Genomic DNA, 21,570 nt, shown 5'->3' with positions numbered 1-21,570 from the left:
CGGCTTATTCACGCTCAGGGTTTGAAGCCCAAACGTAAAGCAGTTCTAGAGCAATTGTCGCACCAGAAAGTGACGTTAAATCACTTTGGTCGTACGGCGGAGAAACCTCTACCACGTCCATACCAATCAGGTTAATACCTTTCAGTGCACGAATAATTTTCAGAATCTTATCTGAAGTTAAACCGCCACATACTGGTGTACCTGTACCCGGTGCAAATGCTGGATCTAAACAGTCAATATCAAACGTTAGGTACACTGGCTTGTCGCCAACGATTTCACGAATTTGCTCAACGATTTCGTCCGCAGACATATCGTTCGCTTGCATCGCGTTGATTACGTTGAAGCCGTGACCTTCCTGTTTGTACTCAGTGCGAATACCAACTTGCACTGAATGACGAGGAGAGATCAAACCCTCTTTCGGCGCATGATAGAACATAGTGCCGTGGTCATACGCGCTGCCGTTTGCATAAGTATCAGTGTGCGCGTCAAAATGAATCAGCGCCATTTCACCGTAGTGTTTCGCGTAAGCACGAAGGATTGGCAGAGTGATGAAGTGGTCACCGCCCAATGCCAATACTGTCTTACCACTCTTTAGAATCTCACTGGTTGCCGCTTCTAGGCGGTAAGTGAAATCTTCTGCGTCACCACAGTCAAACACCAAATCACCTGCATCTACTAACTTGATGCGTTTGAACAGGTTGAAATCCCATGGGAACTTCTTGCCTTCCCACGCTAGGTTAACTGAGGCGCGACGAATCGCGTCTGGTCCCATACGAGCACCTGGTCGACCTGAAGTCGCCATATCCAAAGGCACGCCTAACACCACAACATCAGCATCCGACTCTAGCGGATCTCTCTGGTACGGCTGGCGAAGGAACGTCATTGCATTTGAATACAATGAATAATCCGTTTTAGTAAACAAATCATTCATTTAAAAATCCTCCAAGTAGGTATAACCATTTAAACCATGCTCTAATTCTGCTAACACGTCTTGCTGTTCGTTTTCAGCCACACGCTGAGAAACCAACTGACGGTAGTTAGCTCTAATTGCGTCTACGTCGATATGCACGTAACGCATCATATCTTCAACCGTGTCACCTTCATTGATGAAAGTGATTTCTGATTCGCCTTCGTCGGTGATGTTCACAACTGCGCTGTGTGTATCACCAAACAGGTTATGCATATCACCCAGGATCTCTTGGTATGCACCCACTAGGAAAAAGCCCATCAAGTAAGAGGTATCTTTTGACCAAGCAGGAACAGGTAATGTCGTTTCAATACCTTGACCTTCAACGTATTGCTCAACCGCACCATCTGAGTCACAAGTAATATCCAACATCACTGCGCGGCGATCTTCCACATTCTGCAAGTTAGACAGAGGCAGAACTGGGAACACCTGATCGATACCCCATGCATCTGGTAACGATTGGAACAATGAGAAGTTGACGAAGAACTTGTCCGCCAAACGCTCTTGTAACTGATCCAAAATCGGACGGTGGAAACGGTTTTTCGCACTCATTTTCATGCGTAGTTCATGATAAATACGTAGCGATAACTGCTCTACCCATGCACGATGTTGCAGGTTGATTACGCCAGTTGAGAACAACATGTGTGCTTCATTCAAATCACTTTGCGTATCGTTAAAAATTTCGATCAATGCACGAGCATCGGTATCATCGTTCAACGTTTGCCAACTACGCCACATGTTTTGTAACAAGGTCGGTGCATCCGCTTCTGGCTCAACAATCGCTTCAGGAGTGTAACCTTCTGTACCAATTACGTTAGTGATCAGCACTGCGTGATGCGCCGTCACCGAACGACCAGATTCCGAAATAATGGTCGGCTTCGGTTGATTGTATAAGTTACATACGTCGCCAACAGTGCTAACGATGTTACGAGCATATTCAACCAGACCATAGTTCATAGAGTTTGACGACTGGCTACGCGTGCCATCGTAGTCGACAGCCAAACCGCCACCTACGTCAAAGTACTGAATGTCTGCACCCAGTTCGCGAAGTTCACAGTAGAAACGAGCTGACTCGTTTACACCGTTACGCACGTCGCGAATGTTCGCCATTTGCGAACCTAAGTGGAAATGCACAAGTTGTAGAGCATCAAGCTGACCTTCTGCTTTCAAGCGGTCAATAACAGACAACACTTGAGCCGCAGCCAAGCCGAACTTCGATTTTTCACCACCGCTTGATTGCCATTTACCCGCACCTTGTGATGCAAGACGAATACGAATACCTAAGCGAGGTTTAACGCCTAAGCTTTTTGCTTCTTTCAGCACTAAATCAAGCTCAGAAAGCTTCTCTAGTACGATAAATACTTTGTGACCGAGCTTCTCGCCGATCAGCGCAAGACGCATGTACTCACGGTCTTTATAACCGTTACACACGATGACAGAACTTGCTTGTTGCGCCATTGCAAGTACTGCTAATAATTCTGGCTTACTGCCCGCTTCTAAACCCAGTTGCTTTGTTTCTAGCTGAGCTTGGCTCGCTAGGATTTCATCAACAACTTCACGCTGTTGGTTAACCTTGATTGGGTAAACCAGCAGGTATTTGTTCGGGTAATCGTATTCATCAATCGCCTGATTAAATGCGTCACAAATGTTGTGAACACGTTGATGCAGGATTTGAGGAAAACGAACAAGCACCGGTAAATTCAAACCGCGTGTTTCTAGCTGACTCACAATTGAACTCAATTGCGTTTGATATTGGCCATCTTTCCTTGGTGACACATAGACTTCACCATGGTTATCTATTCCGAAGAAACCTTGGCTCCAATAATGAACGTTATAATCAGCACGTACGCGATCTAATTTAGATGATTGTTCCACATTTAATCTCACACACTAAGAGAGAATGAAGTGGCTTCAAGAGCCACACCTGACACCCTAAATGTCACGCGCTTTATCGGACAAAACAGGGGGTGTGTCTAATCATAATAATTTGTCGTTAAGACAAACTTTTATTGTTTCGGCACACCTGATAAAGGGTAGTAAAAAAAACGCAAAAATGTTGTTTCAAAAAAACGTTCATTTCTATCACTCCATCCGAAAAAATTCGTTTAAACGGTTCATAAAATTTCCATTCTTTGTTGTTCTCATCTGCTGAAATTTCAAAATTTAATTTCCACACAAAACATTCCTACTCAAATTAATTTAAAATTTTTATAGGTAAAAATATTCGTTATATTTCAATATTATAGTGACCAATCCCTCCTGTAGCACACCAGTAACGCCTTGTAATCCTATAAAATATTAATTAGTGTACTAATAATTATTTTGATATTTCACGTCAAAACCGTACAGCAACAAGGATGAAAAACATGTCTACCATGCTGGAGGTCAAAAACCTCTATAAAGTATTTGGCGAAACTCCGAGTGAAGCTTTCCCCCTGATAGAGAAAGGGTTAAGTAAAGATGAGATTTTTGAACAAACGGGACTCACCGTGGGTGTCAAAGATGTCTCTCTCACGGTTAACGAAGGCGAAATCTTCGTCATAATGGGTTTGTCGGGTTCAGGAAAATCAACATTAGTTCGATTGCTTAACCGCTTGATAGAGCCAACAAAGGGCAACGTTCTGATAAAAGGCAAGGACATTGCCCATATCTCAGAGCAGGAGCTGAGATTAGTTCGTCGTCAAAACATCTCTATGGTTTTCCAAAACTTCGCATTAATGCCTCATATGACTGTGTTGGAAAACGCATCATTTGGGCTTGAGCTTGCAGGTATTGATGAAGCAACCAGACATAAGAGTGCAAGAAAAGCGTTAGAACGTGTTGGGCTAGATGCCTATTGCGAATCTTTTCCAGATGAATTATCAGGTGGTATGAAGCAGCGCGTTGGTCTTGCCCGTGCACTGACGAATGACCCTGACATACTCTTGATGGATGAAGCCTTTTCAGCACTTGACCCACTGATTCGAGCTGAAATGCAGGATGAGTTGATTCGTCTACAAAACGACGACAAGCGAACCATTGTTTTTATCTCCCATGATTTAGACGAAGCAATGCGTATCGGCGACCGTATTGCCATCATGCAAGACGGTGTGGTGGTTCAGGTAGGGACGCCCGACGAGATTCTACATAACCCTGCCAATGATTATGTCAGTTCGTTTTTCCGTGGCGTAAATGTGGCATCGGTATTCAGTGCGAAAGACATCGCACGCAAAAAACCTGCTGCTGTGTTTAAAAAACACGACAACGATGGTCCCGCAGCCGCACTGCAACTGCTCTTGGATCACGACCGTGACTTTGGCATCGTCGTTGACCGAACCAACAAATTCAGCGGCATTGTTTCCATTCACAGTTTGAATGAAGCGAAGAAAGAAAAACGTTCGCTAAGCAGTGCCCTGCTTTCTGACACCATCACTATTCATCCTGACGTTTCCGTTGGCGATCTCATCAGTCAAGTGGCAGAAGTACCCTATGCGGTACCCGTCGTCGACGACCAAGGACAGTATTTTGGTGTTATTACCAAATCTCGCTTACTTCAAACTTTAGACAGGGAATAAACATGGCTACAGAAAATGTTTCTAGCGCACCGGAAACAGCCGACCCGTGGGGAGCCGCTACGCAGTCAGCAACCGATGCAGCGAACAATGATCCTTGGTCAACGGCTACAAATGCATCCACTTCAGGCAGTGATTGGCTTAATTCCGCGCAGGTGCAACCTGAGTCATTTGACTGGATGCATCCATTTAAAGACGCCATTATCCCATTTGATCACTGGGTTGAAACTGCACTTAATTGGCTTGTTACACATGGACGCCCGTTATTTCAAGCAGTCAGAGTACCCATAGATTTTATTTTGAGTTCATTCGAAGGTGCGCTGGTTACTACTCCAGCGCCGATCATGCTGCTCATTCTATTTTTATTGGCATGGCAGTTTGCAGGTCCTCGCTTAGGTATTAGCTCATTTTTATCACTGCTCGTCATCGGCTTTATTGGTGCGTGGGATGAAGCTATGGTCACGCTGGCCTTGGTAATGACGTCCGTCTTTTTCTGTCTGCTGATTGGGTTGCCAATGGGTATTTGGCTTGCCAGAAGTAATACAGCCGCCAAAGTCGTACGGCCAATTTTAGACGCGATGCAAACCACACCCGCATTCGTCTATCTAGTACCGATTGTGATGCTATTTGGTATCGGTAACGTACCGGGCGTCGTCGTGACAATTATCTTCGCCCTGCCCCCTATTGTTCGTTTAACCATATTGGGTATCCAACAAGTGCCTGAAGAATTAATTGAAGCAGGACACGCTTTTGGTGCAAGCCCCAAGCAGATGCTTTATCGCATCCAATTACCATTAGCAATGCCAACCATTATGGCGGGTATCAACCAGACACTGATGTTGTCGCTTTCTATGGTGGTGATTGCCTCGATGATCGCTGTAGGCGGGCTGGGACAAATGGTACTACGCGGTATCGGTCGCTTAGATATGGGACTTGCTGCGGTAGGTGGCTTAGGCATTGTGATACTCGCCATTCTGCTCGATCGAATCACGCAAAAAGTGGGTAACGAGAGCCACGATACAAAAACTCGTTGGTATCAAAAAGGCCCAGCGTCTTTTGTATACCGCATTAAGCAGAAACTCACACATACCGAAGGAAACAAAAAACTAGGAGAACAGAAATGAAATTAACATGGAAGACTTTGTTAACCAGCAGTATTGCTATGAGTTCAATTATGAGCGCATCCGCATACGCGGCGTCATTACCTGGTGAAGGTATTTCAGTCCAACCAGTACAGTCGACAGTAGCGGAAGAAACGTTCCAAACCTTAATCGTTAACAAAGCCATGGAAGCGCTCGGATACGAAGTTAAGCCGACCAAAGAAGTGGACTACAACGTTGGTTACACCTCTATTGCGGAAGGTGATGCGACTTACCTAGCCGTTAACTGGGCACCGCTACATGATGACAAATTTAAAGCTTCCGGCGGTTACGACAAGTTCTATCGTAAAGGTGAATATATCTCAGGTGCTGCTCAAGGTTATCTGATTGATAAGAAAACCGCTGAAAAATACAACATCACCAATATTGAACAACTGAAAGATCCAAAAATTGCCAAGCTGTTTGATGCCAATGATGATGGAAAAGCAGACCTAACAGGCTGTAACCCAGGCTGGGGCTGTGAAAGTGTTATTGAACACCAGCTTGATGCTTTTGGTCTAAGAGACACCATCACGCATAACCAAGGTAACTACGCCGCAATCATTGCTGATACCATCTCGCGCTATAAAAAAGGCGATTCCATTTTGTATTACACATGGACTCCATACTGGGTAAGTGGCGTATTGGTTCCAGGTAAAGATGTAGTATGGCTAGAAGTACCTTACTCTTCACTTCCTGGTAATCGTGCAAACGTTGATACCGCCTTACCAAATGGTAAAAACTATGGCTTCGAAATGAACTCAATGAAGATCGTTGCAAACAAGAAATTTGCTGAAGAGAACCCAGCAGCAGCGAAATTGTTTGAAATCATGAAGCTGAACATCAACGACGTCAGTGCTGAAAACATGATGATGAGTCAAGGTCATAACTCAGCGAAAGACATCGAAGCACACGCGAATGGTTGGATCAAAGCGAACCAAAAAACGTTCGATTCATGGATTGAGACAGCTAAAAAAGCCGCGATGTGATGAAGCGCTATAAAAATAGAGTTAACTGATTCTATTCGTCTGTGGGGTTGCTGTCATTCAGTAACCCCCTTTTCTAAAACACGGCTTAGGAGGTTTACTTGAGTACCCACGATGAAGTGTTGATATCGATAAGGCAAATTGTTCGCGCAATAGATCTGCATTCAAAGCAATTGAACAAGAATTTTGGCTTAACCAGTCCTCAATTACTGTTGATGCGGACTATTCAATCATCGCCAAAAATGACGCTCCGTCAGCTCTCTAACAACAGCAACATGAGCCAAGCAACAGCAACCAGTATCCTTGATCGACTGGAAAAACGAGGCTTTATTAAGAGAGAGCGCGACACAAAAGACAAACGTAAAGTACATGCGGTTATCACAGCCGAAGGTGAACAAGTTTTAGAACAAGCGCCACAGTTACTACAAGATAATTTCATTGAGCAATTTCAAGCATTAGATCAATGGGAGCAAACGCAGATTCTATCGTCTCTCCAACGGGTTTCTCGCATGATGAACACTCCGGATATTTCACCCGAAGATTTGATACTTGCCATTGATCCTGAGGGTATCCATTTTTCTTAACACTGCGGAAATAGGAACTGCTTGCTAGCTTTTTGTAACATATTCACCTTTAAGCCCATTTTTTAAGCACTTACAGAAAAATATATACCGAACGCCCCTCGAAAATAGCCATGCATTTAAAAAGAATTATGGTAAGTTAACCACGCTAGGAGCATGGCGCTATATTCATACATATCTATAAATACAAAAGCCCACCCTAACAATACGTTGCCAACTTTACCTCGGCATCAATAATATATTTACAACCTTGGCTAATCGGAGTTACACGTTGAGCGAATATCAAGACTTAGCACAACACATTGAAATGCTGGCGAAAGCAGATGATGACCAGCAGCAAATTAGCCTTCTAAATGAACTGGTCGAAAACGTTCTGGATTCAGGCTCCATCGCACTTATTCTCGAAGCATTCCCCGTTGATCAGCGTGTTCGAATGTGGCGTAGTCTGCCACTGGAAATGCACATTGATGTATTAACAGAAATGCGTGCGGATGTACGTGTTTCCGTTATTAAAAGCCTTTCTGACACAGAGCTAAAACTCACACTAGCAAAGCTGGATAACTTATCTCTTATCGAATGGGAAGACTCACTTCCTGACGATATTGTTACCGAAGCTCTGCGTTTAATCAGCCGCGACGAACTTGAACTCTATGACCAAGCAAACGAATTTGGTGATGATGAGATTGGTCACTGGGCGGACAGAAAAGTCTACACCCTGCCATTTAGCATTACCGTTGCCCGTGCAAAAATGCTGTTGGATAAGTACCACTATGAGTCGCCACAGTATATTTTTCTGATCAACAAAAAGAAGAAGTTCATTGGTATCGTCACCTATACCGACATTCTACTTGCTGACAGCGCAGAAAGAATAAAGACTCTCGTGCTGGAAGATACCTCAGTGATCAATGCGCATTTAACGCTTGCCGAAGGTGTAGAAGCTCTGGAGCACGCAACACAGTCACTTGTTCCAGTGGTCAATGATGACGGTACTTTAGTGGGTATTATCGATTGGCAGTTTGCACTGGGCACTCAACGCGAAATTTACGAAGCCCGATTGATGGCGGGTACCGGTATGGATGAAGGCGATGACCTTTTCGCCCCTATTGTTCGAAGCTCAAAGCGACGCGGCGTTTGGTTAGGCATAAACTTAATCACAGCCATTTTTGCGTCGATTACCATTGGCTTGTTTGAAGATGTTATCTCTGAAGTGGTTGCACTGGCCGTACTGATGCCGATTGTCGCATCTATGGGTGGTATAGCTGGAAGCCAGACACTGACACTTATGGTTCGCGCTATGGCGCTCAATCAGATCACCGTTGGTAACCGTCTCGCCTTACTCAAAAATGAAGTAGGAATCGGCTCAATCAACGGCTTACTCTGGGCGCTAATAATCGGTGCAATTGCAGCGTTATGGTTCCAGTCACCTCTGATTGGCGGCACGATTGCGTTAGCGATTGTGGTGAACATAGTCACGGCGGCTTTTTTCGGTGTAATTATTCCAATTATCCTCGACAAGTTTGAATTAGATCCTGCACTGGCAGGCTCAGTGATATTAACCACAGTCACTGACGTGGTTGGCTTCTTTGCTTTCTTAGGCACCGCAAGCCTTGTGATGCTGTAATTTCATCACTGCACAAATGCAAAAAGGTCAGAACACTCTGACCTTTTTTGTTAATCCATTTCCCGCTGAGTTATTTAACCTAAATGCAAAGCTAGTTCACTTTAACGCAAAGCTAAACGCAGCTTTTCTACCCTGCTGAACAACAGCCAGTCCAATATCAATGTGATGACGATAGTGATGCCACCCAAAGGGAAAAGGACGGCCAGTAAAATCAACGTTACCAAACCTGTCTTCCAAATCCCTGAAGTAGCAAACCGAGGCGGCACACCTAAAGCTGCACTACCTGACGGCCTGCGAATCCACCACATCACAATACCTGTCAGGGCAATAGCGATAAACGCCAGACAAAAGAACACGTTTAAACCTTTGTTTAAGCGACTTAAATCGCCTTGGTGCAATGACACGCCAGCGGCCATCGCTTTGGCGTAAAGAGTGTAATCAGCCCAAGTGACATCCACCAGCAAATTGCCAGTGTATTGATCAAAGTGAGAAGTGCGATCGTTTCGCGGGTCTGTGATATCGCCGGCCATAGTATTAGCAGCAACCGTGTACACCCCTTTCTCTCCATTGGGAAAATAAACACGGTATTGAGTAAAACCGAGCTGTTCTGCTTTAGCGACAATCTTATCCACGTTGATAGAACCGTGAGCCATTTCAGGCATCTCCATGTTCATTGCAGAGTGATCATGTGCAGCCGTAGACTCTGGCATTGGTGCTTGCTCTAGGTTCCATGGCATCTCTTCTTCAGCGCCATGATTAAGACTGGCGTGAGTCAATGTCGACTGTGGTTTTTCACCCCACGTGTAGTAAGTCGGGAAGGCGTTCCACGCCTGAACTAAGGTTTTACCCCAGATACCTGTCCATGAAAGTCCCGATATGAGGAAGAACAGCAGCACAATAGAGAGCACTCCGCCAAGGTTGGCGTGTAAGTCTCGCATAAATAATCTCGTGCCTTGAGTCATTCTCAGCTTGAGAAATCCGGCTTTAGAAGCGTTGTCACGTGGCCACCACAAGTACAAGCCTGTCACTAGCAGAAGCAAGCCCAAGCTGGCTGCGACTTCAATTAAATAGTCCCCTAAGTCACCCATCAATAAGGTGGCATGAATTTCATTGGCCAACGAATACCAGCTTTCGCTTCTATCAATAGTGCCAAGAACTTGTCCAGAATATGGGTCTACCATTGCGAAAAGATTGATCCCATCCGGCGTGCGTACCGAAACCTTATTCGCCAGATCATCAGCCTGCGAGGGAATAAACTGAGTAACAACATAATCTGGGTAACGCTGCTGCACCGCCGTAACTTGTGCCGATACCGCCAATTCATGATGTTGTGGGGTTACGATTAATAAATCGTGATAGCGGGCTTGTTCAATTTCATCATCGAACAACATCACTAAGCCTGTCAGAGATAAAATCAGAATAAATGGGATAACAAAAAGACCAGCATAAAAATGCCAGCGCCAAGTCATGAAATAAAGTGATTTTGCCCGAGAAGTCGCTTGGGGCTGAGGAGGTGTTGAGTTTCTCAACATGAGCTTTCCTTTTTGTGTAACGCACCTAGATAGAGTGCCTGAAGAGTGACTTTTATTGATTATTAGAATGATTCTTTTATGGGCGCGTACTATACCAGCCACAGTCAGAAATAACATCGATAATACATATCATTTACAACACAGCTTCTTGTAAAACAGCTGCCATACGCTTCTTTCTCACGGCTTCTTGGACACAAAAAAGGTAGCCATTTGGCTACCTTCGATATTCTCATCTGATGCTGTTGAGCATACTAATCTGTGGCTATTAGCCAAACAAACGCTGCCAAATACTTGGGTTGCGTTTGTCATGGTACTCCTCACGAAGACCATCGATTTGTTTCAATGACTCTTTTGCTGCTTCGAACTGACCCGCTTGAAGATCAGTTTCAATCTTCTCTAGAGCAACCGTCAGCTTGTTGAAGCCTTCAAGATAGATGTCTTTCTTTTCAGGTGGGTAATCGCCCTGCTTCGCCTGTTCTACCAGTTGGTTTAAGTCGATGATTGGTTGCTGCATCTCTTCAATAGTCTGAGCCTGCGCAGCTTGTTTGAATGTTTGCTTCATCTGCTTCATTGTCGCTTTAAGATCAAAGTCAGCAGCAAACAGTTGAGTTGACAGCAACAACCCTAGGCCAATGGTTAATAGTTTTTTCATTTACTTTCTCTTCCGTGTTCGCCTTACTTTTTTACAGTAAGCCAGAATCGTTATTGTTATTTATACCAGTCCGCAAACTCTTCTATTGGCTCTCTTCCTCGAAGTGCCAAAAAGTTTAGGAACTGCTGTGCACTATGAGTAATTACTTGCTTGGAATCAACACCAACATTGTTAAGAAGTTGTTCCGCTTTCGTCAGTACGCCGACATCTTGGCAAAAATGAGCATCACTACCGGTTGTTATCCAAGCGCCTAGTCGTTTTGCAACTTCCGCGATTCGATAACAGCGATCGACGCTGCCTACTCGGCTGTGACCTTTTAGAGTGCTGTTATTGATTTCAATTGCCACGTTGTGCTCAACCGCACAAGCAATCACGGTTTCAAAATCAAAATCGTAGTTTGGATTACCCAAGTGACCTAAAGCGTCAACACGTCCACCTTTGATAACATTGAGCAGTGCTTGAGTATGATCTTCTTTGCTAGAAGGTCTAAAAACCGCTTCATGAAAACTGGCAATTATCCAATCCAACTTTTCATCTAACGTAGGATGAATATCCACTTCGCCTTCAACGTTCATAATGTTGGATTCAATACCGCGAATAATTGCCACCCCTTCTAGAAAACGCGGAACAACACGTTGGTTGGCAAAGAACCAATAATGAGGCGCACCGGGCATAGTTTCAGCGTGGTCAGTCATACAAAACATGGCGAGATTGTTCTGCTTCGCCAGTTTGGCATTTTCAATCAGGGTACTGTATGCGTGACCGCTAGCGTAAGTGTGGGTATGGGTATCTACTTCGAGTTTCATTTTTCTTTCCTTACATCACGATATACGCAGTGTATCAGTCCCACTATGAACTACAACCGTACAGCATAAGTAAAACTAGATGAATATCAGCCCACACCTGATTCCAAGCCAGATTGATGGTCACTTACCTTGTACTTATGGCTAGAGATTACCGACAAAAAGACTAATAAGTTAATGATTTTGTGAAATTTTCAACACCAATTTTTGCGGATATTTTTTTGCAACTTTTCTAAGTTCGACAATACTTATACAACCAATTGTTGAAGGGATTCTGCATGAAGCGCCGCTACTCACTCAGTATTCACATTAGTTCTCTTTTTTTCATATTAACGGCTATTGTAGGAGCGGTACTGATTAGCATCAGCTCTCAACATGCAAAGCCGTTACTTAGTGGCAGCGCTCAAGAGTTGAGTCAGGAAAACAGCCGCAAACTGGAGTCCATCTTTCAAAGAAGCATCGCGCCTATCTTTTCCACATTGGATTTCATGGCTTACAGCAGTTTTATCGATGAAAACAAACCACCTTCCGAACAAGCACGTTGGCTTTCCTCGATGCGCTTATTGTTCGAACGCCAACCCAGTTTAGTCGCCCTATATTTTGGTAATGAAGATGGCGATTTCACCATAGTTCGCCCCTTGTTTGACAACCAATCCAGAGAGCGCGTCAACGCACCAGACACCGCCCGCCTATTTATTAACTACACCAAGATGGATGGTACCAACAAGTTTATTTTCTTCGACCAAAACCTAGCGCAAGTGGGTCATGTTGATCACCAAGGCAACCAGTTCGATCCACGAACACGCCCTTGGTACACCTCTGCGGAAGAAGACGATGTTATTCGCTTAACAGAACCTTATGTGTTCTATCTGTTTCAAACGCCAGGTGTCACACTGTCACGTCGCTCTGCGGATGGCAACAAGGTAGTCGGTGCTGATTTTACGCTGGATTCGCTATCACAAGAGCTTTCGCATATCGGCTTCTCACAAAACGCTAAGTTAGCGCTTTTTGATCATCAGTTCCGAGTATTAGCCCAACACAATACGTCACTAAGCCTGACTGATGATGAACAAACGACTCAGCAGAAATTAAACAGCAGCATTTTCACTCCTGTTGCTAATCGAATCAGTAGCTCAACGTTATATGAAACCGTAGAACGTGATGGTAAATCGTGGTCTGTTACTCTGACGCCTGTCGCTTTAAGTCCAAGTATTCATTTGCTTCTAGCCGATGCTACTCCACAGGATGATTTGATTGCCAGCTTGCTTTCAATGCGAAACAAACAACTGCAAGCGGCTTTTGGCTTGATGGTGATATGTTTTACAGCGGTCTGGATTATCTCTGCTCGCCTTGCCAAACCTCTTGTGAATTTAATGGAGCTGACTGACAATATTACTCGTTTCGAGTTTAAGAAGACTCGTTACCCGAAAAGTATTATTAAGGAGGTAGCAAACCTCACCAAGTCGATAGAATTGATGGAACACACGTTACACGATTTACTGCGGCTTCTTCGCGATACTGCGTCGAATCAGGAATTTAGCGTGTTAGCAAAAACCATCACCCATCAGAGCTATCTTGTCACTCGCGCCGAGACGATTCAGCTTTACACCTATTCTCCTGAGGAAGCGATATTCACCAACGTCGCAGACCACGCGATTATTCCATTTAAGATCGATCTCAATTCACTGATCACTGGCACACCGTGGCTAATGGCTGAGCTTAATAAAGGTGAAACGGTTCACTTAACTCGAAACGACAATATTTTGAAAAAGCATCAGGATTATCTGTACAACTCAGATATCTATTTCTTCCCGCTGCTCAACCGTCAAAAACAGTTAGTCGGCGTATTGAATTTGGGGTACGAGCGTGCGATTACCTCAGAGCAATATGACAAGCACGCCTTCTTGCGCGAACTTTTAAGCTTTGCCGAAATTGCTAAAGACAACATCGACAAGATTCAACAACAAAAAGACATGTTGAATGCATTCGTTACTCTAATAGCATCCGCCATCGATACCAAATCTCCGTACACAGGTGGTCACTGCCAACGTGTCCCTGCGCTGACCAAGATGCTGGCAGAAATAGCAGACAAAGATACTCACTATTACCGCAATTTCTCAATGACTAAACAGCAGTGGGAAGAACTCAATCTAGCAGCTTGGCTACACGACTGCGGTAAAGTGACAACGCCTGAATACGTAGTGGACAAAGCAACAAAACTCGAAACCATTTATGACCGAATACACGAAGTTCGTATGCGTTTTGAATTATTGAAAACACAGGCCGAAGCGGATTACTGGCAAGGTATTGCTCTGGGTGGCGATGAAAGCCAACTGAAAGCGACCTTAGCGCAGACTCATCACTCACTGGATGACGACTTTGCTTTCGTTGCTAAATGCAACATCGGCGGTGAATACATGTCTGATGATGACGTCGCCCGATTAGAAACCATAGCGCAGAGACAGTGGAAACGAACCCTTGATGATCAGCTGGGTATCTCTTGGATTGAGGCACAACGAGCAGGAGAAAAACAACCATTACCCGTGATGGAAAACCTCATCGCAGACAAACAAGTTCACCAAGTAAAATGGGAAGCCAACAACAACCCGAAAAACACATGGCAGGAACCTTTTGTTCTTCAACCGGGAGAATACCAATACAACCGTGGTGAGTTATACAACCTCTCGATTCGCGGTGGCACATTAAATAACGAAGAACGCTTTATGATTAATGACCACATAGTACAAACCATTACCATGTTGCAGCGTTTACCCTACCCTGAACATCTCAAAAATGTTCCTGACATTGCAGGTGGTCACCATGAACGTATGGATGGTAAAGGGTATCCAAGAGGCTTACACGAGGAAGAACTTTCTGTTCAGGCAAGAGTCATGGCTATCGCGGACGTGTTTGAAGCCTTAACCTCCAATGACAGGCCTTACAAACAGGCCAAAACCATTGATGAGTCAATCTCGATCATGACCAGAATGGCGACCTCAGGACATATCGACCCGAAACTTTATCTGCTCTTCCTAGAACAGGATGTATACCAGAAATACGCCGACATGTTCTTGGCAAAATTCCAGCACAGTGACATCGACAAAGAAGAACACATCAAAACTGTGAAAGCGTATATGAAACAGCAATTCTAAACCGGTTAATAGAGTCACATATTCTGGCTCTATTACCGACAAAAATGAATTTATGGTTACAAATCGAACAAAAGTTAATCGATTGCGCGATCAATAGTTGATGTACGTCAAATTGTCGTAGACAATACCGACCTCGCGTTGGTTTGAAGTCACATTTTGACCCCAAATCAGCCATGTCCCGATGTCCAATGTAAAATAATGACATTGAGTACAAAGGGCGTTTCGGTTTTTCTAATTACAGAAATAGACAAAACCAATTACTTATTTGTGCATTGCGCTGCTAGGGTAAGCCATTGCTAAATATACCCAAACAACTCCATTGGTTTTTGGGCACACCTAGTTTCTAAGGGAAAGAAGATGTTAATACCTGAAAACAGCAGCATCGTGATATTTGGTGCTTCGGGCGATTTAACCTACCGCAAGTTGATTCCTGCTTTATACCACCTATATGCAAGTAACCAACTGCCAAAATCCTTTGCAATCTTAGGCGTAAGTCGTACTGAATACAGTGACGACTCTTACCGAGAAAAATTGAAACGCTCGCTTCAAGAATTAGAGAAAACCGAACCTGAGATTCTTGATGCTTTTTGTGAATACATTCACTATCAAGCCATCAATACATCGGATGTCGAAGATTATGTAAAACTGAAAGATCGTTTAGACTCACTTTCAGACCATTACGCATTTGAACAACGCAATACCCTGTTCTACCTTGCTACTCCTCCTAGCCTTTACGGCGTGATCCCTTCTTGTCTTGCTGCTCACGGCTTAAACGATGAAAAAGATGGTTGGAAACGTCTGATCATCGAAAAACCATTTGGCTACGATTTAAAATCAGCACAAGAACTGGATATTGAAATTCACCACCATTTCAAAGAGCACCAAATCTACCGTATCGACCACTACCTAGGTAAAGAAACTGTTCAAAACCTACTCGTGTTCCGCTTTGCAAACGGTATGTTTGAGCCACTTTGGAACCGTAACTTTATTGATTACGTTGAAATCACAGGTGCTGAATTCCTAGGTGTAGAAGAGCGCGGCGGTTATTACGATGGCTCTGGCGCTGTTCGTGATATGTTCCAAAACCACTTGCTACAAGTATTAGCAATGATCGGTATGGAGCCACCAGCGGCAATCAATGCTGACTCTATCCGTAACGAAGTGAACAAGGTTCTGCAAAGCCTTCAGCCACTGTCTGAAGATGACTTGCGTAACAACTTAGTGCTTGGTCAGTACACGGAATCAGAAGTGCGCGGTAAGTTCCTACCGGGTTACCGTAACGAACCGGGTGTTGCAGAAGATTCGCGTACAGAAACGTATGTCGCACTGAAAATGTTCATCAACAACTGGCGCTGGAATGGCATCCCGTTCTACGTGCGCAGTGGTAAACGTCTGCCGACACGCGTGACTGAAGTGGTGATTCACTTTAAACGCACTCCTCACCCAGTATTTGGTAAAAATGCGCCTGAGAACAAACTGATCATCCGCATTCAGCCAGACGAAGGCATCCTGATGAGCTTCGGCCTGAAAGAGCCGGGCGCAGGCTTCAAAGCGAAAGAAGTTTCAATGAACTTCCATTACGCATCTTTAGAAGAAACGAAGATGCTGACTGCCTACGAACGCTTATTGCTAGACGCACTGAACGGTGACGCAACGCTATTTGCTCGTACAGACGCAGTAGAAGCTTGTTGGAAGTTCGTTCAGCCAATTCTGGATTTCAAGCAAGACCCACAATCCCTATACGGATACGCATGTGGTACTTGGGGACCGAAAGAGTCTGATGACCTTTTAAATAATGATGGAAGAGCATGGCGTTTCCCATGCAAAAACCTTACTGACACGGATTACTGCGAACTATGATCAATTCAAAGATTTTTCAGACAGCTGAGCAGGTTGTTGAATCGTTAGCCAATGAAATGCAACGCTACAGTGAACAAGGCACACCAGTGCACATTTCACTGTCTGGCGGCAGCACACCTAAAATGCTGTTTAAGCTATTGGCAAGTGCACCTTATGCTGAAGCTATTCAATGGCAAAACCTTCACTTCTGGTGGGGTGATGAGCGTTGTGTGGCACCGGATGATGCTGAGAGCAACTACGGTGAAGCGAATGCGCTGCTATTTAGCCAAGTAAACCTGCCTGCAGAGAACATCCACCGTATTCGCGGTGAAGATGATCCACAAGCAGAAGCAGAACGTTTTGCAAAAGAGATGGCTGATGTTGTTCCATGTGAAAACGGCACTCCTGTTTTCGATTGGATTCTGCTTGGTGTTGGCGCTGACGGCCACACTGCGTCGCTATTCCCAAATGTAACCAACTACGATGATCCAAACCTTTCTTTGGTTGCGACTCATCCTGAGTCTGGTCAACTTCGCATTTCAAAAACAGCGAAGGTTCTGGAAGCAGCAAAACGTATTAGTTACCTCGTTCTTGGTGCAGGTAAAACCGAGATCGTCAATGAAATTCACACTACTCCAGCCGCTGACCTGCCTTATCCAGCAGCTAAAGTTCAGTCAAAGACTGGCGAAACCGAGTGGTATTTAGATTTAGACGCAGCAGCAAAGATTGCGTGAAGGAGAGAAACAAATGAAAGGTGATATCGGTGTAATCGGCCTGGCGGTTATGGGTCAAAACCTGATCCTAAACATGAACGACCACGGCTTCAAAGTGGTTGCTCACAACCGTACTGCGTCAAAAGTTGACGAGTTCCTAGAAGGTCCAGCGAAAGGCACTAACATCATTGGTGCTTACTCTCTAGAAGAGCTAGTAGAGAAACTAGAAACTCCTCGCAAAGTGATGCTTATGGTTCGTGCGGGTTCAGTAGTTGACGCATTCATCGATCAACTAGTACCACTTCTAGACAAAGGCGACATCATTATTGATGGCGGTAACACTAACTACCCAGATACAAACCGTCGCGTTGCTGCGCTACGTGAAAAAGGTATCCACTTCATTGGTACTGGTGTTTCTGGTGGTGAAGAAGGTGCACGTTTCGGACCTTCAATCATGCCTGGTGGTGCTCCTGAAGCTTGGGAAGCGGTTAAGCCAATCTTCCAAGGTATCTCTGCAAAAACTGACGCTGGCGAGCCATGTTGTGACTGGGTTGGTAACGACGGTGCTGGTCACTTCGTTAAAATGGTTCACAACGGTATCGAATACGGCGACATGCAGCTGATCACTGAAGCTTACCAGTTCATGAAAGACGGTCTTGGTATGTCTGCAGATGAGATGCAAGCTGTATTTGCTGAATGGGATAAGACTGAGCTAAACAGCTACCTAGTTGAAATCACAGCTGACATCCTTGGCTACAAAGATGAAGACGGTGAGCCACTAGTAGAGAAGATCCTAGACACTGCTGGTCAAAAAGGTACTGGTAAATGGACAGGTATCAACGCGCTAGACCTAGGTATCCCACTAACTCTAATCTCTGAGTCTGTATTCTCTCGTTGTCTATCTGCACTGAAAGACCAACGTGTTGAAGCTGAAAAACTGTTTGGTAAAACTATCACTCCAGTTGAAGGCGACAAACAAGAGTGGGTTGATGCACTACGTCAAGCTCTGCTTGCTTCTAAGATCATCTCTTACGCTCAAGGCTTCATGCTAATGCGCGAAGCATCAAACGAGAATGGCTGGGATCTAAACTACGGTAACGTAGCGCTAATGTGGCGTGGTGGTTGTATCATCCGCTCTGCATTCCTAGGTAACATCCGTGATGCATTCGAGAAGAACCCAGAACTAGCATTCCTAGGCTCTGACGAGTACTTCAAGAACATTCTACAAAGCAGCCTAGTGGCATGGCGTAAAGTAGCTTCTAAATCTCTAGAAGCAGGTATCCCAATGCCATGTATGACTTCAGCTCTAACGTTCCTAGACGGTTACACAACAGCTCGTCTACCTGCGAACCTGCTGCAAGCGCAACGTGACTACTTCGGTGCTCACACCTACGAGCGTACAGACCGTGCACGTGGTGAATTCTTCCACACTAACTGGACTGGTACAGGTGGCAACACTGCGTCTACTACTTACGACGTTTAATCGTTATAAGTGACCAAACAGAAAAGGGATGCTTGATGCATCCCTTTTGTTTTTCTGATGTTGATTTAGTGCTTATGTTTATGGAATGAAGACTCTTCAACATACTTTTTCTTGTGGTGGCCTTTGCCCGGATGTTTTCCGTGTACAGGGTGGCTGCGATAATGATCTTCTTCAACCACTTTGACGACCTTAACCACTTTCACGGTTTCCACTTTTCTGTTGCGACAATCTCCTGTTTTTATTGAGACGTCTTTGTTTGCAACTGAGACACAGCCTAATTCTATGTCTACCTGTGAATCCGACGCCTGAGCGTGAGTTGTCATTAATGTACCTAGCAGTACAAGCGGTGCAATTATCCCATATCGTTTCATATTGGTTCCTTTTGAGCTGATTCGTCACCAATTTAAACGTGTGTTAACAACTCACTCAATACGGAGTCGGCAACACTGACAATCATCTAACCTACCTTGAACATGGCATTGAAGAGCGGACAAAAAAAGAGCACCTATTGGTGCTCTTTATGACATTTGAAACAAATCATTAATGAACTTTAAACTGCCCCACCACTTGTGACAGATCACTCGACGTACCGCCGAGTTCACGGCTGATATTATTGGTCTGCGCTGCGCTATCATTCAGTTGACCAATAAGAGCCTGAATGGCAGCCATATTACGGCTGACTTCTTCAGTCACATGGCTTTGCTGCTCAGCAGAGGTTGCCATTAATGTGTTCAAGTCGTTAATTTCTACCACGGACGTGGTCACAGTGTTCAATGACTCCATCACCTTGTGAGTGCTTTGTGAAGTCGCTTCACAGCTCTTACGTGTGGTTTCCATCTTGCTCACGACATTTTCGGATGTGTTGTTGAGCTTAGACAGCATCTCATTAATCTGCCCTGTACTCTGCTGCGTACGAGCTGCCAGTGCGCGAACTTCGTCAGCTACCACGGCAAAACCACGACCTTGCTCACCTGCACGCGCGGCCTCTATCGCAGCGTTTAATGCCAACAGGTTAGTCTGCTCAGCAATATCACCAATCACCTGAAGTACAGTGCCAATCTGTTTGGTATCTTGATTCATCGCACTGATGGTGTTCGACATTTCTGCTACATCCGACTCCAATGCAGTTACGCTTTGTACCGCTTGATTAACCGTTTTCTTAGAATCGTTCGCATATGAGTTTGTCAGTTCTGTGAGCTTAGCTGCGTCTGATGCACTTTGAGCAATAGACCCTGCTGTTGCGCTCATTTCATCAATCGCTGTGATCACCTGTTCTGTCTCAATGGTATGCGCATTTAACATCTGCATGTTTGATTCAGACTGGCTGCTAAGGTGATTAACCGCAGAATCAATTTTCGATGATGAGCTAGAGACTTCAATAAACATTCCCTGAAGCTGTTCGATAAAACGGTTAATAGAAGTCGAAATCTGACCGATTTCATCATTCGATGTAACGCTCAAACGTTGAGTTAAATCACCGTTACCTTGTGAAAGGTCAGCTACGAGTTCTTTTAGACGCAGTAAAGGTTTGAATGCAAAGTGCAGCATTGCAACACTTAAACCGATAATGATCACTGCACAAATAAGTAGTGCCATTGTGATCTTCCAGTTCAAACTGTCAGTATTGGCTTGAATGTCATCAAGATCGATATAACCGTTCAACCTCCATGTCTGGCCAGCCAAATCAAAGTTGCGCTCAACAGGAATCAAGTTTTCACCGGTTTTATCAGTGAAAATGGTGACCTCATTTGAAGAAATCAGTTCCATGTAGCTGCCTGACAGCGAATAGGCTTCTAAAATTGGTTTTAATCCACTCAAATCAAGCGTGAAAAAGTTAGCAGAGCCGTCCATATGCTTAATTGAGATATTTAAACTTGGACGCCCTTCAATGATCGTCACTTCGCTCACCGTTGGTTCAGCGGTCAAGCCTTCTGCAAGTGTTATGTACTTTTGAGTTTCATCTTGTTCTAGTACTCTGCCCGTATCATCGAACGCATAGCTGCTTGCAAGACGCACAATATGAGAGAAACCAGCCGACTCTTTGGTGGTGCCGATATCCATCATGTTGAATTTAAGGCTTTTCGCCAGACTAAGCTTGTCGCGTAACTCACCTTCCAGTGTTCGGTTCACTAACTCAATGTTATGTTCAATTTTCTCTATATCTGACTGATAAATATAGGAACTGATAAAGTGGTTTACACTGAGAAACGAAACAAAAATGGTGATTGAAATTATGGCAACTATTAGCGATATAATTTTGTTTTTAAAGGAAAAACTCTTCATTATTCTTCGCGTCCTTCACAAAGTTTTTAGCTTACTGACCCCGATAAAATCAGTGAGCGAATGGTGAATAGAGTATTAATTATTATGCGGGTTCTCAGTTAACTGCTTGTTGGCTAGCACTTGGTATCGACTACCAAGCTGATTTTCTACTCTTTGACACAACAGTTCGAAGTGGGATTATTCCTACAACTTTACTAAGCCACGTTTATTATTCGGCACATTGTATCCAAACTTAATATGAAACAATGAGTATTAGTTCAAAAGTGAG

The 21,570-nt window shown here is 44.4% G+C and carries 16 protein-coding genes; 9 read left to right on the top strand and 7 right to left on the bottom strand.

Going from position 1 to position 21,570, the window contains the following annotated elements; translation table 11 throughout:
- Window positions 1-4: 4 nt before the first annotated feature.
- Window positions 5-931: an agmatinase gene (gene speB / locus AAGA51_RS16855; RefSeq protein ID WP_042480940.1), complete on the bottom strand. Its 927-nt coding sequence runs from the start codon at window positions 929-931 to the stop codon at window positions 5-7.
- Window positions 932-2,842 carry an arginine decarboxylase gene (speA, locus tag AAGA51_RS16850; protein ID WP_042480944.1) on the bottom strand — a complete coding sequence of 637 codons (1,911 nt, stop codon included), beginning with the start codon at window positions 2,840-2,842 and terminating at the stop codon, window positions 932-934.
- Window positions 2,843-3,333: 491 nt separating this feature from the next.
- Here speA and proV point away from each other — a divergent pair, with 491 nt between their 5' ends.
- From proV to AAGA51_RS16825, 5 genes are all read left to right on the top strand, one after another.
- Window positions 3,334-4,521, top strand: a complete 1,188-nt coding sequence (gene proV / locus AAGA51_RS16845; RefSeq protein WP_042480952.1) for a glycine betaine/L-proline ABC transporter ATP-binding protein ProV — start codon at window positions 3,334-3,336, stop codon at window positions 4,519-4,521.
- Window positions 4,522-4,523: 2 nt separating this feature from the next.
- Complete coding sequence (gene proW / locus AAGA51_RS16840; RefSeq protein ID WP_042480954.1) at window positions 4,524-5,642, top strand: glycine betaine/L-proline ABC transporter permease ProW; 1,119 nt, start codon at window positions 4,524-4,526, stop codon at window positions 5,640-5,642.
- Window positions 5,639-6,646: a glycine betaine/L-proline ABC transporter substrate-binding protein ProX gene (gene proX, locus AAGA51_RS16835; RefSeq protein WP_042480957.1), complete on the top strand. Its 1,008-nt coding sequence runs from the start codon at window positions 5,639-5,641 to the stop codon at window positions 6,644-6,646. Before proW ends, proX begins: the two co-directional genes overlap by 4 nt.
- Window positions 6,647-6,744: 98 nt before the next feature.
- On the top strand, window positions 6,745-7,227 hold the full coding sequence (locus AAGA51_RS16830; protein ID WP_042480960.1) for a MarR family winged helix-turn-helix transcriptional regulator: 483 nt from the start codon (window positions 6,745-6,747) through the stop codon (window positions 7,225-7,227).
- A 268-nt stretch (window positions 7,228-7,495) separates the two neighbouring features.
- Entirely contained in the window at window positions 7,496-8,845 is a 1,350-nt protein-coding gene (locus AAGA51_RS16825; RefSeq protein ID WP_042480962.1) for a magnesium transporter, read from the top strand.
- A 101-nt stretch (window positions 8,846-8,946) separates the two neighbouring features.
- On the opposite strand, the gene AAGA51_RS16820 is transcribed toward AAGA51_RS16825, so the two are convergent.
- From AAGA51_RS16820 to AAGA51_RS16810, 3 genes are all read right to left on the bottom strand, one after another.
- A complete protein-coding gene (locus tag AAGA51_RS16820; protein WP_042480965.1) occupies window positions 8,947-10,377 on the bottom strand; it encodes a PepSY-associated TM helix domain-containing protein in 1,431 nt (476 codons plus the stop codon).
- A 265-nt stretch (window positions 10,378-10,642) separates the two neighbouring features.
- Entirely contained in the window at window positions 10,643-11,029 is a 387-nt protein-coding gene (locus AAGA51_RS16815; protein WP_042480968.1) for a cytochrome b562, read from the bottom strand.
- A gap of 56 nt (window positions 11,030-11,085) precedes the next feature.
- On the bottom strand, window positions 11,086-11,835 hold the full coding sequence (locus AAGA51_RS16810; RefSeq protein WP_042480971.1) for a phosphatase: 750 nt from the start codon (window positions 11,833-11,835) through the stop codon (window positions 11,086-11,088).
- A 275-nt stretch (window positions 11,836-12,110) separates the two neighbouring features.
- Here AAGA51_RS16810 and AAGA51_RS16805 point away from each other — a divergent pair, with 275 nt between their 5' ends.
- From AAGA51_RS16805 to gnd, 4 genes are all read left to right on the top strand, one after another.
- Window positions 12,111-14,984, top strand: a complete 2,874-nt coding sequence (locus AAGA51_RS16805; protein ID WP_042480974.1) for an HD domain-containing phosphohydrolase — start codon at window positions 12,111-12,113, stop codon at window positions 14,982-14,984.
- A 357-nt stretch (window positions 14,985-15,341) separates the two neighbouring features.
- Window positions 15,342-16,844 (top strand): glucose-6-phosphate dehydrogenase, encoded by a 1,503-nt coding sequence (gene zwf / locus AAGA51_RS16800; RefSeq protein ID WP_042480976.1) that lies wholly within the window; start codon window positions 15,342-15,344, stop codon window positions 16,842-16,844.
- Entirely contained in the window at window positions 16,841-17,557 is a 717-nt protein-coding gene (gene pgl, locus AAGA51_RS16795) for a 6-phosphogluconolactonase (protein WP_042480978.1), read from the top strand. Before zwf ends, pgl begins: the two co-directional genes overlap by 4 nt.
- Before the next feature lie 13 nt (window positions 17,558-17,570).
- Entirely contained in the window at window positions 17,571-19,019 is a 1,449-nt protein-coding gene (gene gnd / locus AAGA51_RS16790) for a decarboxylating NADP(+)-dependent phosphogluconate dehydrogenase (protein ID WP_042480981.1), read from the top strand.
- Between the two features lie 65 nt (window positions 19,020-19,084).
- Here gnd and AAGA51_RS16785 read toward each other — a convergent pair whose 3' ends face one another.
- Both AAGA51_RS16785 and AAGA51_RS16780 read right to left on the bottom strand, forming a co-directional pair.
- Window positions 19,085-19,390 carry a hypothetical protein gene (locus AAGA51_RS16785; RefSeq protein ID WP_042480984.1) on the bottom strand — a complete coding sequence of 102 codons (306 nt, stop codon included), beginning with the start codon at window positions 19,388-19,390 and terminating at the stop codon, window positions 19,085-19,087.
- A 169-nt stretch (window positions 19,391-19,559) separates the two neighbouring features.
- Window positions 19,560-21,302, bottom strand: coding sequence for a methyl-accepting chemotaxis protein (locus AAGA51_RS16780; protein WP_042480988.1), 1,743 nt, complete (start codon window positions 21,300-21,302; stop codon window positions 19,560-19,562).
- Window positions 21,303-21,570 lie beyond the last annotated feature (268 nt).

The sequence above is a fragment of the Vibrio diazotrophicus genome (assembly GCF_038452265.1).
Taxonomy (GTDB): domain Bacteria; phylum Pseudomonadota; class Gammaproteobacteria; order Enterobacterales; family Vibrionaceae; genus Vibrio; species Vibrio diazotrophicus.
The sequence above is the reverse complement of the archived record's forward strand: the minus strand, read 5'-3'. Positions and strand labels throughout refer to the sequence as shown.